Annotated in this window: 13 protein-coding genes; all 13 read right to left on the bottom strand. The window is 37.5% G+C overall.

All coding sequences use genetic code 11. The annotated features are described in order from the left end of the window. Positions 1-81: 81 nt before the first annotated feature. Positions 82-339, bottom strand: a complete 258-nt coding sequence (locus PHY73_06930) for a HypC/HybG/HupF family hydrogenase formation chaperone (GenBank protein MDD3375434.1) — start codon at positions 337-339, stop codon at positions 82-84. A gap of 29 nt (positions 340-368) precedes the next feature. Then, positions 369-2,630 carry a carbamoyltransferase HypF gene (hypF, locus tag PHY73_06925; protein ID MDD3375433.1) on the bottom strand — a complete coding sequence of 754 codons (2,262 nt, stop codon included), beginning with the start codon at positions 2,628-2,630 and terminating at the stop codon, positions 369-371. Between the two features lie 24 nt (positions 2,631-2,654). Further along, positions 2,655-3,107: a hydrogenase maturation protease gene (locus PHY73_06920; protein MDD3375432.1), complete on the bottom strand. Its 453-nt coding sequence runs from the start codon at positions 3,105-3,107 to the stop codon at positions 2,655-2,657. 8 nt (positions 3,108-3,115) lie between these two features. Beyond that, a complete protein-coding gene (locus PHY73_06915) occupies positions 3,116-4,558 on the bottom strand; it encodes a Ni/Fe hydrogenase subunit alpha (protein MDD3375431.1) in 1,443 nt (480 codons plus the stop codon). 122 nt (positions 4,559-4,680) lie between these two features. Then, the gene (locus tag PHY73_06910; GenBank protein ID MDD3375430.1) at positions 4,681-5,226 is read right to left on the bottom strand and encodes an NADP oxidoreductase; all 546 of its coding nucleotides are present in this window, start codon (positions 5,224-5,226) and stop codon (positions 4,681-4,683) included. Between the two features lie 60 nt (positions 5,227-5,286). Next, a complete protein-coding gene (locus PHY73_06905) occupies positions 5,287-5,994 on the bottom strand; it encodes a 2Fe-2S iron-sulfur cluster-binding protein (protein MDD3375429.1) in 708 nt (235 codons plus the stop codon). 16 nt (positions 5,995-6,010) lie between these two features. Beyond that, the gene (locus PHY73_06900; protein MDD3375428.1) at positions 6,011-7,828 is read right to left on the bottom strand and encodes an NAD(P)H-dependent oxidoreductase subunit E; all 1,818 of its coding nucleotides are present in this window, start codon (positions 7,826-7,828) and stop codon (positions 6,011-6,013) included. Positions 7,829-7,988: 160 nt separating this feature from the next. Continuing rightward, positions 7,989-8,672 carry a hydrogenase nickel incorporation protein HypB gene (gene hypB, locus PHY73_06895; protein MDD3375427.1) on the bottom strand — a complete coding sequence of 228 codons (684 nt, stop codon included), beginning with the start codon at positions 8,670-8,672 and terminating at the stop codon, positions 7,989-7,991. Positions 8,673-8,687: 15 nt separating this feature from the next. After that, the gene (locus PHY73_06890) at positions 8,688-9,020 is read right to left on the bottom strand and encodes a hydrogenase maturation nickel metallochaperone HypA (GenBank protein MDD3375426.1); all 333 of its coding nucleotides are present in this window, start codon (positions 9,018-9,020) and stop codon (positions 8,688-8,690) included. A 15-nt stretch (positions 9,021-9,035) separates the two neighbouring features. Then, positions 9,036-9,668 (bottom strand): redox-sensing transcriptional repressor Rex, encoded by a 633-nt coding sequence (locus tag PHY73_06885; protein MDD3375425.1) that lies wholly within the window; start codon positions 9,666-9,668, stop codon positions 9,036-9,038. Between the two features lie 103 nt (positions 9,669-9,771). After that, positions 9,772-10,680 (bottom strand): energy-coupling factor ABC transporter permease, encoded by a 909-nt coding sequence (locus tag PHY73_06880; protein MDD3375424.1) that lies wholly within the window; start codon positions 10,678-10,680, stop codon positions 9,772-9,774. 118 nt (positions 10,681-10,798) lie between these two features. Further along, entirely contained in the window at positions 10,799-12,907 is a 2,109-nt protein-coding gene (locus tag PHY73_06875) for an acetate--CoA ligase family protein (GenBank protein ID MDD3375423.1), read from the bottom strand. A gap of 283 nt (positions 12,908-13,190) precedes the next feature. Continuing rightward, positions 13,191-14,791, bottom strand: a 1,601-nt coding sequence (locus PHY73_06870) for a TonB-dependent receptor (GenBank protein ID MDD3375422.1), incomplete at its 5' end; no start/stop codon positions are given.

The following is a 14,791-nucleotide window of genomic DNA, read 5'->3' as shown; positions in this document are numbered from 1 at the left end:
GGACCTGACTTACGGATCCGCCATATTTTTGGCGGTGACGTCAAGTCAGCCTGCCCGAATTTATCCTGTGAGTTGCGCGGCCTAGCGCAACGAATCAGGACTTCCTTCATAGAGTTTATCAATCTCGCTCATATACTCTAATGTTTTCTTAGCTTCCTCTTCGTCCACTTGGCTGATCGCAAAACCAGCATGAACAATAACATAATCTCCAATTTTCGCCTCTGGCACATAAGCCAAATTAACCTCTTTTTGAATACCAGAAAAATCAATCTTTCCTGTCTTTTCTAAAGGATCCTTGCCTTCTATGCTAATAATTTTTCCAGGAACAGCTAAGCACATTTATTTCTCCCATTTTATTTGAAACAATATCATATCATATTTTCTTTTGATGCAGCGACAATTTGCCCTAAAGAAATCCCTCCATCGTTTGTTGGAATCCGTTGGTGCCAATAAGGCAAAAACCCTTCTTCTCTAAGCCGATCAATAGAACGCTCTAAAAGATATTTATTCTGAAAACATCCTCCTGTCAAAACAACTTTTTTCAATCCACTTTGCATTGCAATCGCAATAATAATATCCACCAAAGTGTTGTGAAATTTCCTACAAATTATGCTGCTTTCAACGCCAAACTTAATATCCTTTAGAATATCTTCAACAAACAACTCTTCAATAATCAAACTTTTATCTCTTTTAACATCAAATGAATACCCAGAGTCTGTCTCTTTATCAGAAATAGCAAATTCAACATCCATCGCCGCCTGTCCCTCAAAATCAATATACTGACAAAATCCCAACAGAGAACTAACCGCATCAAAAATCCGCCCCACGCTTGAAGTCAAAGGACTATTTATCTTTTTCTCAAGCATTAATTCTAAATCAATTAATTCATTGGGCTTAAAAGCCTTTAGCGATTCTGTCTCTTTCTCATCAAAAGCTTTTTTCCCTAAAACATGATACAAAAGTCCAAGCGCAGACCGCCTCGGTTCAGTCATGGCTTTTTCACCACCCAGAAGAGGAAATGGCGAAAAATACGCAAATCTTTTAAATCCGCCATGATCTACTTTAAGAAATTCGCCCCCCCAAATTGTATTGTCTTGCCCATATCCTGTTCCATCAAAACAAACGCCCAAGACATCATCCTCAATTTCATTCTCAGCCATGCACGAACAAATATGAGCATAGTGATGCTGAATCGATTTCTTAGGCAACTTAGACTGTTCAGCAAACTGCGTTGATAAATAACCGGAGTGCTCATCGCAAACAATTAAGCTTGGGCTTACATTATATATTTTTGTCAAGTCTTGAATTGTTTTCTCAAATGTCTCAAACGCCTTTGGCGCCTCAAGATCTCCAATGTGCTGACTAACAAAAACATTCTCTTTTTTTGAGAATGCCACTGTATTTTTAAGATGCGGCCCAACAGCCAAAATAGAATCTTTAATGTTCTTGATAAAGACCGGAAGCGGAGCAAATCCTCTGGCACGTCTTAAAACCATTTCTCGTCCTGCCATAATTCGAACAATAGAATCATCAGCATGATGAACAATCTTACGATTATGCATTAAAAATCCATCTGCAATATGCTTTAAGCTATTTAATGCATCACCGTTATTAATACAAATTGTTTCTTCAGATAAATTTCCACTCGTTGCAACAATCGGAGACCTCAACATATCAAGAATTAAAATATGTAACGGTGTGCAAGCAAGAATTACCCCTAAATAAGGATTTTGAGGTGCGATATTATCAGCAACTTTTAAATTCTTCTTTTTCTTTAAAAGGACAATAGGCGCCTCAGAAGACAACAAACTTCGTTTTTCAAGATCAGATACTTCACAATCATTCTGGATTTCATCAAGACAACTATACATCACAGCAAAAGGTTTAAGCCCTCTCTGCTTTCGATCACGAAGTTTCGAAACAGCCTCTTTGTTTTGAGCATCTACAACTAAATGAAATCCGCCCAACCCCTTTATGGCAACAACATTGCCATCCTTGATCATTTGCACAGCTTTTAGAAGAGCTTCTCGCTGCATCTGTATTATTTTTCCTCTGTTATCCCAGAACTCTAAATATGGCCCACATTTTGAACAAGCATTTGGCTGTGCATGAAATCTTCTGTTTTTTGGATCATCATATTCTTTTTGACACTCAGGACACATCCTAAATCTTTTCATTGTTGTATTCGCACGATCATAAGGAAGATTCTCAACAATGCTATATCGAGGACCGCAAAGCGTGCAATTTGTAAAAGGATATTGATAGCGTCTATTTTCTGGATCAAGAATTTCTTTGCGGCATTCTGGACAAGTGGCAATATCTGGTAAAATCAACGCAGTTTTTTCTCCGGAAATGCTTTCTTTAATTTGAAAATCTTGAAATCCTAGCGGATCTAAAAAAGAGGATTCAAAACTCTGAATAAATGATGCAATTGGTTTTTCTTTTTCAATACGCAAAAGAAAAATATCCAAAATATCTTTTTGCGCTTCAATCTCAACAATAACACCATATGAGGAATTCTGCACCCAACCAGTTACTTTAAGCTCAGTAGCAAGCCGATAAACAAAAGGCCTAAAACCAACACCTTGAACAGCCCCGCGAAGAATAATTCGAAGTCTTAAGTTTTTCATAAAATGATATTCAGTGAATAAATGTTATTGATTGAACTTCTTTTCAAGAAGACGTGATTTGATAAATTTAATAGCATCTAGGAGATTGTTTTGAGCCTTATCCGAAAGTTTTTCTCCAAAATCATTAAACTCATAACCCCGAATTCCTAAAGCATACGCTTCTGCCTTTGATTGAAACAAATCATGCGCCAACGCCAAAACAGCTTCTGGTTCAATGCTATGCGTCGTAAAACTTACATCTGATTTTGGTTTAATTTTTTGAAAGAAAAAAGGCTCTTGTCCGTCCACCGCTGCATCTGCAAAAATCACGACATCATGCTCGGCAACAGCCGCCGCGTCTTCAACAGTTAACTGATAATCTGAATCAACAGTAACGTCGGGGAGATCAAGTTTCTCAATTGCCTCAGCTAAGGCAGGGCCCAATCCATCATCAAGTCGTCCAGGATTGCCGTAACCAATCAATAGTACTTTACTCAAAGCTAAAGCTATTCCTTTGCCTTTTTATCGATAAGATCACCTTTATGATCAAACAAGCTTACAATCAAAGGCATCTTTCCCATGGCATGCGTTGCGCAAGAAAGACATGGGTCATAGGCACGAATAGCGACCTCAATATGGTTCAGCAAACCTTCTGTGATCTCTGGCTTTCCGCTTAAATGCTGTTCAGCAACTTTTTGAACAGCTGTATTCATAGGCGTATTATTATTCGTCGTTGAAACAATCAAATTTGCCATTGTCACTTGGTCATTCTCATCAACTTTGTAATGATGGAACAATGTTCCACGGGGGGCTTCAATAAGGCCAACAGCCTCTGCTCGCCGTTTACCTTTTTTAACAAGATCTGTTCCCTGAAGATCAGGATCATTTAGAAGTTCCTTGATCTTCTCGATCGAATGTAAAATTTCAATCATGCGCGTCCAATGATATGCAAGCGTCATATTGTTTGGTTTTCCATTTGTGATGGCCATAAACTCTTTACGTTCTTTTTCTGCTAAAGGCGTGTCAATAAAATCACAAATGTTAACACGTGACAACGGACCGACTCGATACCATCCGTTTTCTGGACCAATAGATTTAATAAACGGAAACTTCATATAAGACCAATCCTTAACTTCTTCAACAATATAATCAAGATAATTCTTGTAATCGACTTGATCAAAGATTTTATTACCATCTTTATCTACGGCTCTTAAGTTTCCGTGATAAAGATCCATGGCCCCGTCTTCTCTAACAAAACCTAAATGATTTGAATCAAAAGTGCCAAACGTTTTTGCAAGCTCAACATTATCCAGAGTGTAATCTTTAGCAATTTTAACTACGGCAACTGACCAATCAACCATTTGATCAATATCTTTTAAAAGAGCGTCTCGTTCTGCGATAGAAAGATTCTTGTTAATGCCTCCTGGAATCGCGCCTGTTCCATGAATTTTCTTTCCAGCTGTGACCTTAATGATTTCCTGACCGTATTTTCTCATCATAACACCCTGAACAGCTAGTTCTGGAAATTTCTGAGCAACACCAATAACGTTTCGAATGGCTGGATCAGCATCAAACCCAAAAAGAAGATCTGGGGAACAAAGATGAAAAAAATGAAGCGCATGAGATTGAAACATTTGGCCGTAATGCATCAAACGACGCATCTTCTCAGCTGTCGGAGTCAGCTCATCAACGCCAGCAATAATATCCATCGCTTTCGCTGCTGCCAAATGATGGCTCACAGGACAAATCCCGCACAACCTTTGAACTAAAACAGGAACTTCCCAATAAGGGCGTCCAACAATAAAACGCTCGAACCCTCTAAATTCCACAATATGAAGTCGAGCCTGTTTAATATTATTTTTTTCATCTAACAAAAGAGACACTTTGCCATGACCTTCGACTCGTGTAACTGGTTCAATAACGATTCTTTTTAGATTAGTATCACTCACGTTCAAACTCCTGTCTTATTAATACCTATATTATAAAATTTTAGTTAACTCTAAAAGGTATTATACATTGTAATCGCTAATGCATGAATCAAGAATAATTCAAGCATTAACAAAACAACGTATTAATCGTATTTAATTAACTCGTATGGTAAATCTAACGGCTTATTATTTAAAAGGGCTACCAGCGCTTCCCAGATCGTATCCGCCGATGGTGGACAGCCAGGAAGATGATAATCCATCTTGACTACCTCATGACAAGGATAAACCCTGTCTAAACATAAGGGGATTTCTTTGTCCGATGGAATTTTTCCTGATGGGTTATAGACCGTTGGACCATTTAGATAAGCCTCATCCAAACACTCTTTTAAAGGAATATTGTTTCGCATCGCAGGAAGTCCGCCATTGATAGCACAATCTCCAACCGAAATCAAAATATCACAATTCTCACGAAAATACTTTAGATTATGAACATTTTCTTCATTAGCGCATCCACCTTCAATTAATCCTACAAGACAGCGACCTGTAAATTTCTTAATATCATCAATAGGGGACTTATCAAAATCAACGAGCTCAATAAGTTTAAGAATGCGTTCATCAATATCCAAAACAGACATGTGACACCCGAAACATCCCGCTAAAGACGCTGTTGCTATTTTTGGTTTTGCCATTTTAAATTCCTCTTATTTTTTAACAAAGTTATTTTTATCTTCGGTCAAAAAAATCTTTAACTACGATTTTGATTCTATCTCAGAACCAATTGGTTTTTGGTCATAAGTTCTTTTTCCAACTGGAATTGCAAATCCTATTCTCTTTTTAATAATCGCACCAACAGGACAAACATCAGCCGCTTTGTCCGTTAACGCCATATTTGTATCCCCTAATTTTGCATCGGCGTTAACAGCCACTTTCTTTTCTGAGCCTCGTCCGACGAACTCAAAAACTGTTTTGCCATCAACATCGCGTGAAGCATTAACACAACGGCCACACAAAATACAACGATTACGATCAATAAAAATATCTGGATGTGTTCCATCTATGTCTCTATCTGGAAATAAATATGGGAACTTTGGCGCACAAATGCCTAATCGGTAAGCTTCCGCCTGAAGATCGCAATTGCCGCTCTTCTCGCAAAACATGCAAAAATGATTTCCTTCAACAAATAGCATATCAATAATATCTCGACGAAGGCCTTCTAGCTCTTGCGTCTTGTTTTCAACTTCCATGCCATCGACAGCCGGTTCAGTGCAAGCCGTTTGATATCGACCATTGACCTTAACAGTGCAAACGCGACAACTACCATGCGGCGTTAAATCTTTAAGATAGCAAAGTCTTGGAATATAAACTCCAGCCTCATCAGCCGCTTGCATAATCGTCTGACCAGCTTTAGCCTTAATCTCAATTCCATCAATTTTTATTATAACTGTCTTTTCGCTCATAATATTTCCTTAATTTTTAATTTTTGTAAAGAACTGATTTTCTCATCTGCGCTTTTTCTGCGTCACCTAGAGCAGCACGAATATCAAACGTTGGCTGCATACCCTTTTCCTGAGGTTTCATGAGAGCTTCATAAAGCGGTTTAAAATTCTTTAAAGTTGTCAAAATCGGATTGGGTGATGTTTGCCCAAGTCCACAACGGCTTGTCTTTTTAATGCCTTCACCTAAACTTTGAAGATAATCTAAATCGGCTGATTCACCATTGCCTTCCAGAATCTCTTCTAGTTTCTTTTTTAACAAAATGTTACCTGCACGGCAAGGCGTACAATAACCACAACTTTCTTCAACAAAAAATTCCATATATTCATCGACAGCTTTTAATAAATCACATTTAGGTCCAAATATAACAATAGAACCTCCTGTCCCTAAATCGTTATAACAAATAATACGTGAAAATTCATTTTTTCCAATAAACTGACCCGAGGGACCACCAACCAAAACAGCTTTAGCGTCTTCGGCTCCTACATCGTTTAAAAGATCAGTAATGCTGATGCCGAAAGGATACTCGTAAACACCTGGTCTCTTACAGTAACCGGAAATACTTAATATTTTTGTTCCGGAGCTATTTGTTGATCCAATCGACAAGAACCAATCAGATCCTTTTTCTAAAATACGAGTCACCGAACAAATTGTCTCAACGTTATTAACGCTTGTCGGAGAAGCTAAATATCCTCTTTGCGCAGGAAAAGGAGGGCGTGTCTTTGGGTCTCCCCTGAGACCTTCGCAAGAACTGATCAAAGCGCTTTCCTCTCCACAAATATAAGCACCAGATCCCATTTGAATACGAATATCAAAATTAAATCCACTTTTTCCTTTAATATTCTTTCCAAGAAGCCGTTGATCATATCTTTCTTTAAGTTTCGATTTTAAAAACTTAAGCAGATAAGCATATTCGCCTCTCACATAAATAATCCCTGTGCTTGCACCAATGGCATAACCCGCAATCGTCATTCCTTCAAAAAGAAGGTCAAACTTTTCAGTCAAAAGAACCCTGTCCTTAAATGTTCCAGGCTCACCTTCATCAGCGTTGCAAATCACAAATTTCTGTTCTCCTCTAGCTGAACGCGTAAATTGCCACTTTAAACCTGTCGGAAAACCTGCTCCCCCACGACCACGAAGCTTAGCAACCTTAATCATATCAATAACTTCTTCTGGCTTCAATGCAAGTGCATTCTCTAAGCCTTTACCCGAATCATTATCAGCAAAAATAACGTCCCCTACTTTTAAAACATTATTTCTTACAGCAGCCCCAATAAGACTGTCAGTATTATTTCCATCACCCTTACCTAAAGAAAGTTTTGAAGGATCCACGCCTTTCTTTAAGTTCTTTACAATTTCTTTCACTTTTTCAGCAGTTAAATTTGGTGCGACCACATCATTAATCAGCGCAGCTGGAGCTTGATCACACATGCCAATGCATGGCGTATATTCAAGAGTAATTTTTCCATCAGATGTTGTTTCTCCAAATTTAACGCCAAGCTCAGACGACAATGCCTTGGCAACCTCCTGACATCCCTTCATACGGTCAACAGTGTCATTGCAAAGTCTAATGACTGTTTTACCTTTTTGTTCTTTCGAAAGAAATGAATAAAAAGAAACAACACTCTCAACCTCGACATGGTGTGATTTTGTTGCCTTAGCGATCAGATTCATCGCTTCGCTGCTAACGCATCCGAATTCCTTTTGTACGCTCTGCACGATGTCCATCATTCGAGCACGATCATTATTACTGGATTGACAAATTTCTTGAATTTTCTTCTGTAGAGAATCGCTCATAAAAAACACCTTTATATTAAAATGGTTTAATATTTTGTGTAATCACGTTAAAAATTAAATATTTTCCAAATTTAAATCGTGAAAACTGGAACAATTAAAGTTATTATACCTATTTTTGATTGCCATGCAAAGCATTTATTGCAAATATAAATACTAAAATTTAAGCTTCAGTGACAAACTTAGCTCTTGCCCCAACGCTTTGCTGACGCTTAGCTTTAAGCCAAGAAATCCACTCATTCATTCCTTGACCCTTCAAAGGAGAAACGTGAAGAATTTCCAAATTAGAATTAAGCTTTTTAATATCACTCTCAATGCGCTTAATATCGAAGTCAAGTACGCCTAAAAGATCTACTTTGGTCAAAAGAACCAAGTCAGCCGCTCGAAAAATCGTTGGGTACTTAGCAACCTTATCGTCACCCTCTGGAATGCTCAAAAGAATAACTTTTGCATTTTCTCCAAGATCAAATTCACCTGGGCAAACCATATTGCCCACATTCTCAATAAACAAATAATCTGCTCCCTCAATATTTAGTCCAGAAAGGCTTTCTGTTACCTGATTCGCATACAAATGACAACTCAAGCCTGTATTAATCTGAACCACATCCAACGCGTTTGGCGCAAGCCGGTCAGCATCACGCGTGGTCTGAAGATCACCAACCACAACCGTGGCTTTTTGATCTGGCAACAATGCTAAAATTGTTTTTTCTAAAAGTGTTGTTTTTCCACTTCCAGGCGAACTAATAAAATTAACAGCTAAAAGGCCCACTCTTTTAAAAATTTCTCGATTTTTCTCTGCGACAACATCATTATCTTTTAAAATTCTTTTTGCAACTGTCACTTTCATCTAAATTCCTTTTCTTTAATTTCCAGCAATTGATTTTAAAATAATTTCGTCACCTTTAAGAACCTCCACATCTGCTTTTTGACATTGCGGACACAAAAAATCATTTATTTCAGGCTCAAATTCTTTTTTACAAATATTACACTTTACCAAAGGAGCAATTTCGATAATTCTTAATATTGCATTTTCAGCAATGGTTTCTCGTCGTACTGCCAAAAATGCTTCTTGCATAACCTCGCCAACAATTTGCCTTAAAAAACCGGCTTCAATTTCAATTTCATCAATTTTATTTAAATTATTAGATTTTGCCGTTTCCAAAACCTGATCCATCAAACTTACAGCAATTGACATCTCATGCATATTCTTTTACCTTTGGATATCGCAAAAAAGTGACAAGAATTCAATCGTAAAATCAATATCTCGTACAATGACATTCTTTGGAACAGAAATAAACATCGGGCTAAAATTAATAATGCCCTTTAACCCAGATAATACAACAACATCTGCCACTTCTTGGCTAAATTCCTTAGGCACGGCAATAATCCCGATTTCAATCTTTGTTTTTTTGATAATTTCAGGTGCTCGATCTATTGCATAAATATTAACACCATTAATTTTCTTTCCAATTTTTTTAGAATCTTTATCAAACGTAGCAACAATCTTGATCCGACCCTGATGAAAACCAGGATACTTTAGAATCGCAGAACCTAAATTTCCAACTCCAAAGAGTGCTGCCTGCACAGAATCCTGCTGCAACACAAATCTTTCGAGAATATCCCGAAGCTCGATCGTTTTATAACCAATTCGTGGTGTTCCTACCTTCCCAAACTTAGAGATATCCTTTCGAATCTGGACATCGCTAAAACCTGTCATCTTGGCAAGCTCACTTGACGAAACCAAATACCTTTTAGATTTAATTAATCCTTCTAATGTGCGGAGATAAAGAAGAGCGCGTTCTGTCGTTTTTCGTGAAATCTTATGCATAATAATAAAAGTCATTATACTCTTTGAGATTAATATTTCAAGAATTAAGTATTGCAAAAAAGAATCCCCCTTGATTTTCTCAAGGGGGATTTTAAATTAAATCATATTTCTTTTTTTACTAGACAAATCTTCGATTTAAAACACTGACACCTTTCAAAGCAAGCCAAGCAATAAAAAAAGTTATTACAACGCCTGCTAATCCAGCTAAGCCAGTTGAAATAACTTCATTTGAAATTGCTGGAATTGTATAGTCAGGCATTGGACTTACAAATGCAGGAGCTGAATCATGTAAAAATTGATACTTTTGAGCAACCCATTCTAATCCATCAGGAAAACTGCTTGCAAAGGGACTAAGCATCATACCAATCAAAACCGCAGCTGAAAAAGGCGCAACAACATTTCGTATTGTATTTGAAGATTCTTCTTTAACAAAAGCATAACAAACAACCATCGTAATCACAGCTTCGCCAATTCCAATAAGCGCATGAGTGCTTAGCATTGCACCTGCAACCTTTGGGAATGCAACCGTTCCGGAAATACCTAATTCAATGCTACATGCCAAAGCAGCAACCATAACAGATGCCCACGATAAGATACCAATTTTTACAAACTTCTCAACTGGGTTTAAAGAATTGTTTTTTATTGCTTTTGAATAAACAATTCCTCCTAATCCTGCCCCCAGAATCGACATATTAAGAATATTTGCTCCTAAAACAGAAAACCCTCCATCTGAAAATATCAAACATTGAATAGCTAAGACAATAGCCGTTGCCAAAATACCAAATGGCGTTCCAAGTAATACAGAAGCAATAACTCCGCCTAAAAGATGACCCGACGTTCCATCCTGAATTGGAAAATTCATCATTTGCCCTGCAAATATCAACGCTGTTATCGCAGCAAAACGTGAAGCCGTAGGCTTTTGACTTGATTTTGATGCAACATAAGCCGCAGCACTAATTCCTATTGTACTAACAGCAGCGGTGACAGGACAAATTGCTCCATGCAACATGCTACTTGGAATATGCATTTTATTCTCCTTGTATTTTTTATTAAAAATTAATCGTGAGCATATCGTGAAAATTGGAACGATTTATTTCATTATATTTATTTTCGTCCCTCTTGCAAGCATTATTTGAAATATCCCTTTAAAGAATAATGCGCGCATCCACAGCAAAACTACCGTCTTTATTGGTAATCAAAGGATTGATGTCAATCTCTTTAACCAAAGGCGCTAAACGCTGAATAGAATAAATCGTCTGAATAATAGAAGGCTTGTGTGCCTCAACACCTCTAAAGCCGTCTAGGATTTTCTTGGCCTTAATATCGTTTAGAAGTCGTCCTGCCTCCATCTTTCCAAAAGGAACAATGCGAAAAGACACATCTTTTAAGGCCTCAACAAAAACTCCTCCAAGACCAAACATCACTACAGGACCAAACTGAGGATCATTGCTCATCCCAACGATGCATTCAATCCCTTCAACCATCTGAATAATATTAACTCCTAAAATATTAGCATCTGGCATGGCAGCTGAAACATTATTCATCATTTTATCAAACTTTTCTTTAAGCTGCTGCTCATTTCGAATATTTACCACAACGCCTCCAACATCCGACTTATGAATAATTTCCGGAGAAGTGATTTTCATCGCCAAAGGATACATATCTTTCGCTTGGTCAATAGCTTCATCAATATTACGTGCAAATCCCCACTTTGGAGTTGGAACCCCACAAAGCTCAAGAACTTTTCGAGCTTCATGCTCAAGCAATATACTTCTGCCAACACCCTTAATTTTCTCAATCATATCCACGACTTCTTGTGGCGCTGGTTCAATTTTTGGGATCTCTTTTTTTCGTCCTGAAATTTCTTGCCACTTATAAAGCGCCCTTAACGAAGAAACCGCATCGCTGACCTCACTAAAAGCAGGAATATGGTTATCATTTAAATAATGAAGCGCTTCTGTGGTTCGGATACCTCCAACCATCGCAACTAAAACCGGCTTGTTACGATTAACCTTTTTATATTCTTCAACAATAGTTTTAGCAATATCAATTGGATTTGTTACAGCCGTTTCGCAATACAAAATAATAACCGATTTAATCCTATCTTCTTGCAAAGCAATTCGAGTTGATTCCTGATATCCTTTCATACCGCTTCCACCTGTGATATCGATTGGATTCTTCGTGCTTCCAAAATCAGGCATAGTTTTTCGAAATTTTTCTTCTAACCACTTAGAATCATCGATTAACTTAATCCCTTGTGATTCACATTCATCAGTTGTTGCAACCCCAATGCCGCCCCCATTTGTAATAATAATTGTTTCATCTCCCTTAGGCAAAGAAAGTGAAAATGCACGCGCCCAGTCAAAAGCTTGTGTAAATGTTTTAGCACGCAAAAGACCAAGTTGCTTAAAAACGCCTTCATAAATTTTATCTGACCCTGACAATGATCCTGTATGGGATGCCGCCGCTTTTGCCCCTCTTGTCGACGATCCAACCTTTAGAATGACAACAGGTTTCTTAATCTCTGTTTCAAGAAATTTTCTTCCTTCCTTGATTCCTTCCATATAAATTAAAATCGCATCTACATTGTCATCGTTATTAAAATATTCAATCAAATCCTTTTCATCGATATCTGCCTTATTGCCTAAATTGACCAAAGAAGCAAGACCAATCTTTTCCATCGCAGTCCATCCCATCAGAGAAATCGCAAGCGCACCACTTTGAGAAATAAACGCAATTTTTCCAGGAAGAATATCTGCGGGTCCGAAACTCGCATTTAGTTTTGATGGCGTATAAACATAACCAAACATATTTGGCCCTAAAAGAGCGATATTATTCTTATCCGCTACTTTCTTTAACTGCAGCTCATCTTCAACATTCCCAACTTCGCCAAAACCAGATGTAATCACCGCAACGCCTTTAACGCCTTTACGCGCGCATCCCTCTAAAGTCTGAATAACAAGTGGCGCTGGAATAGAAATAACTGCAACATCAACATCCCCAGGAACCTCTTCAACTGTTTTGTATGCTTTTTTGCCCAAAACTTCATCGTCCTTAGGATTAATCGGATAAATTTCTCCTTCATATCCGCAATCAATAATATTTTTTAAAATTTGATAACCAACTTTTCCTGGGGTGGACGACGCCCCAACAACAGCTACCCCGCGAGGTTTAAAAATAGCATTGAGATCTTTTTTGCAATTTTGATCTTGTGATTCTTTTTTATTAAAACGAAACAGCTCGCTAATCGACATAACACGCCTTCTTTCTAAAATAGTATATAGTTAATAAAAATAAAACTTCTAAGAAATGAATGAAGTTATTATAGCAAATAATTATTTTTTTACAACGAGGTAATTTTTTATGCTCGGCTGCCTAAAAAATAGGCACAACCAAGAAATTATAATTTGTTACACTAAGCAGTGCTTTACGTTTAAGAGTTTGATCTATAAATTTATTATCCCGATACACTTCGTGTACGGGATAAATTCGCACAGTGATTTACGTTCACTAGCGTTCCGTAAATCACGTGCTCATTTAGAACTCAAAACTAACGCCAGAATAAAAACTACGTCCTTGCGCTGGATAAAACCCTACTTCATCATTTCCAGAAGAATAGACACCATAAGCGTCATACATCCGATCTAATATATTTTTAACGCTAAACCAAAATTTTACATTTTTATACTGATAATCTAATTTAAAATCAAATGTGATGTATGAATTCAATTTGGCTTGGCCATTCAATTGATCACTAATCGCAAAGCACTTGTCCACGTAATTCATAGAGAATGTTGTGTTCAAATCGTCAAGAGGACGCAAAGAAATGCCTGCTGAAATCTTATTTCGAGGAACAAATGGCACTTTGTTTCCTGCATATGTTCCACCCTTAAAAAATGCATCTTGATAAGTCCAATTAATATAAGGCTCTAAAAGCTCTTTAAAGAATTTCAGCCTACTGCTTAATTCAAATCCATAATGACGCGTTTGCGGTTCATAATTTGAATTTTTATAAGTAATCGGATCGTAATAAATTTCATGATCAACATCCATCAAAAATATATTTGCATCAGCAAAAAGCCAAGGCAAAGAAACATCGCGAATACCAAACTCGTAATTATGAGCCACTTGATGTTTTAAGTCAGTATTTAAACCCCCTCCACTGCCCCAAAAACCAGTATAAACATTTTGATAATACTCATCCGTTACCGGCAAGCGAAAAGACCTTGAGTAATCAAAAAAGAGCTGAGAATCTTTATTGTATTTATACCCTAAACCAAAATTAAGAGCTCCGTCTGTGATCGATTTTGAATCTTGATTAACAGAAACAGCTGTTTGGTCAAAATCATAATCAGCCCACGTTGCACGGCCACCAAGGCTAATTAAAAATTTATCTTTAATCTCAACATTTTCTAAGGCATAAAGACCAAATGTTTGTTTAATAATATTAACACGATCTTGATTCGAGCTTTGATTTCCACTTCTTACTTTATCTTTGGCATAAAAATAATCAAGCCCTACCGTGACATCATTAGCCATCTCTTGAGTAATCATAGATTTCATCTGGAATTTTGGACGCAGCTCAAAAGAATCGATTTGATGAAGCGTTTCGTAGCGCCCCCAATTTGAAACAGACAACGATTTGTTATCCCTTTTTCGATAAGAAAATGCTGAAGAAAACTCTGAGTCATTATCATTAATTGAGAAAGTTATCTTTGGTTCTACGTTTACAAAATAATCAGATGTCCATCCTTTGTCATCTTCGTGAGTCGTTCCTCTTCGACCGACCAACTCAATATCTGATGCAAAAAGAGCGCCCGGCATTCCATAACGATCTCGATGATAGCCCGTCGAGAACTCTAACGAAAGCTGATCTGCGATCGAAAAAGACAAATTCGAGAAATAATCATTAGACCAATAATCATTATTTGCCCGATAGCCCGAAGATTGCTGATGCGTATAATTAAAGAAATAATCAATCTGCTTGGCTGTCCCTCCTGTTGACACAAATGACTTTTCATATTGATAGCTCCCAAGCTCTGTGCCAATTCGAAAAGGGGACTCTGAAGACTCGTAACCTTTTTTTGTAACAATATTAATAACACCGCAAGAGGCATTGTCCCCGTACAAAACAGTTG

Source organism: Candidatus Omnitrophota bacterium, assembly GCA_028693815.1.
Taxonomy (GTDB): domain Bacteria; phylum Omnitrophota; class Gorgyraeia; order Zapsychrales; family Aceulaceae; genus Aceula.
Note: the sequence above shows the minus strand (reverse complement) of the source record. Positions and strands in the feature narration are given on the sequence as shown.

Coding starts and splice junctions, on each gene's coding strand:
- hypF (MDD3375433.1), bottom strand. CDS start 2,630: ATGAAAAACTTAAGACTTCGAATTATTCTTCGCGGGGCTGTTCAAGGT.
- PHY73_06905 (MDD3375429.1), bottom strand. CDS start 5,994: ATGAGCGAAAAGACAGTTATAATAAAAATTGATGGAATTGAGATTAAG.
- PHY73_06890 (MDD3375426.1), bottom strand. CDS start 9,020: ATGTCAATTGCTGTAAGTTTGATGGATCAGGTTTTGGAAACGGCAAAA.
- hypB (MDD3375427.1), bottom strand. CDS start 8,672: ATGAAAGTGACAGTTGCAAAAAGAATTTTAAAAGATAATGATGTTGTC.
- PHY73_06885 (MDD3375425.1), bottom strand. CDS start 9,668: ATGACTTTTATTATTATGCATAAGATTTCACGAAAAACGACAGAACGC.
- PHY73_06910 (MDD3375430.1), bottom strand. CDS start 5,226: ATGGCAAAACCAAAAATAGCAACAGCGTCTTTAGCGGGATGTTTCGGG.
- PHY73_06875 (MDD3375423.1), bottom strand. CDS start 12,907: ATGTCGATTAGCGAGCTGTTTCGTTTTAATAAAAAAGAATCACAAGAT.
- PHY73_06930 (MDD3375434.1), bottom strand. CDS start 339: ATGTGCTTAGCTGTTCCTGGAAAAATTATTAGCATAGAAGGCAAGGAT.
- PHY73_06900 (MDD3375428.1), bottom strand. CDS start 7,828: ATGAGCGATTCTCTACAGAAGAAAATTCAAGAAATTTGTCAATCCAGT.
- PHY73_06880 (MDD3375424.1), bottom strand. CDS start 10,680: ATGCATATTCCAAGTAGCATGTTGCATGGAGCAATTTGTCCTGTCACC.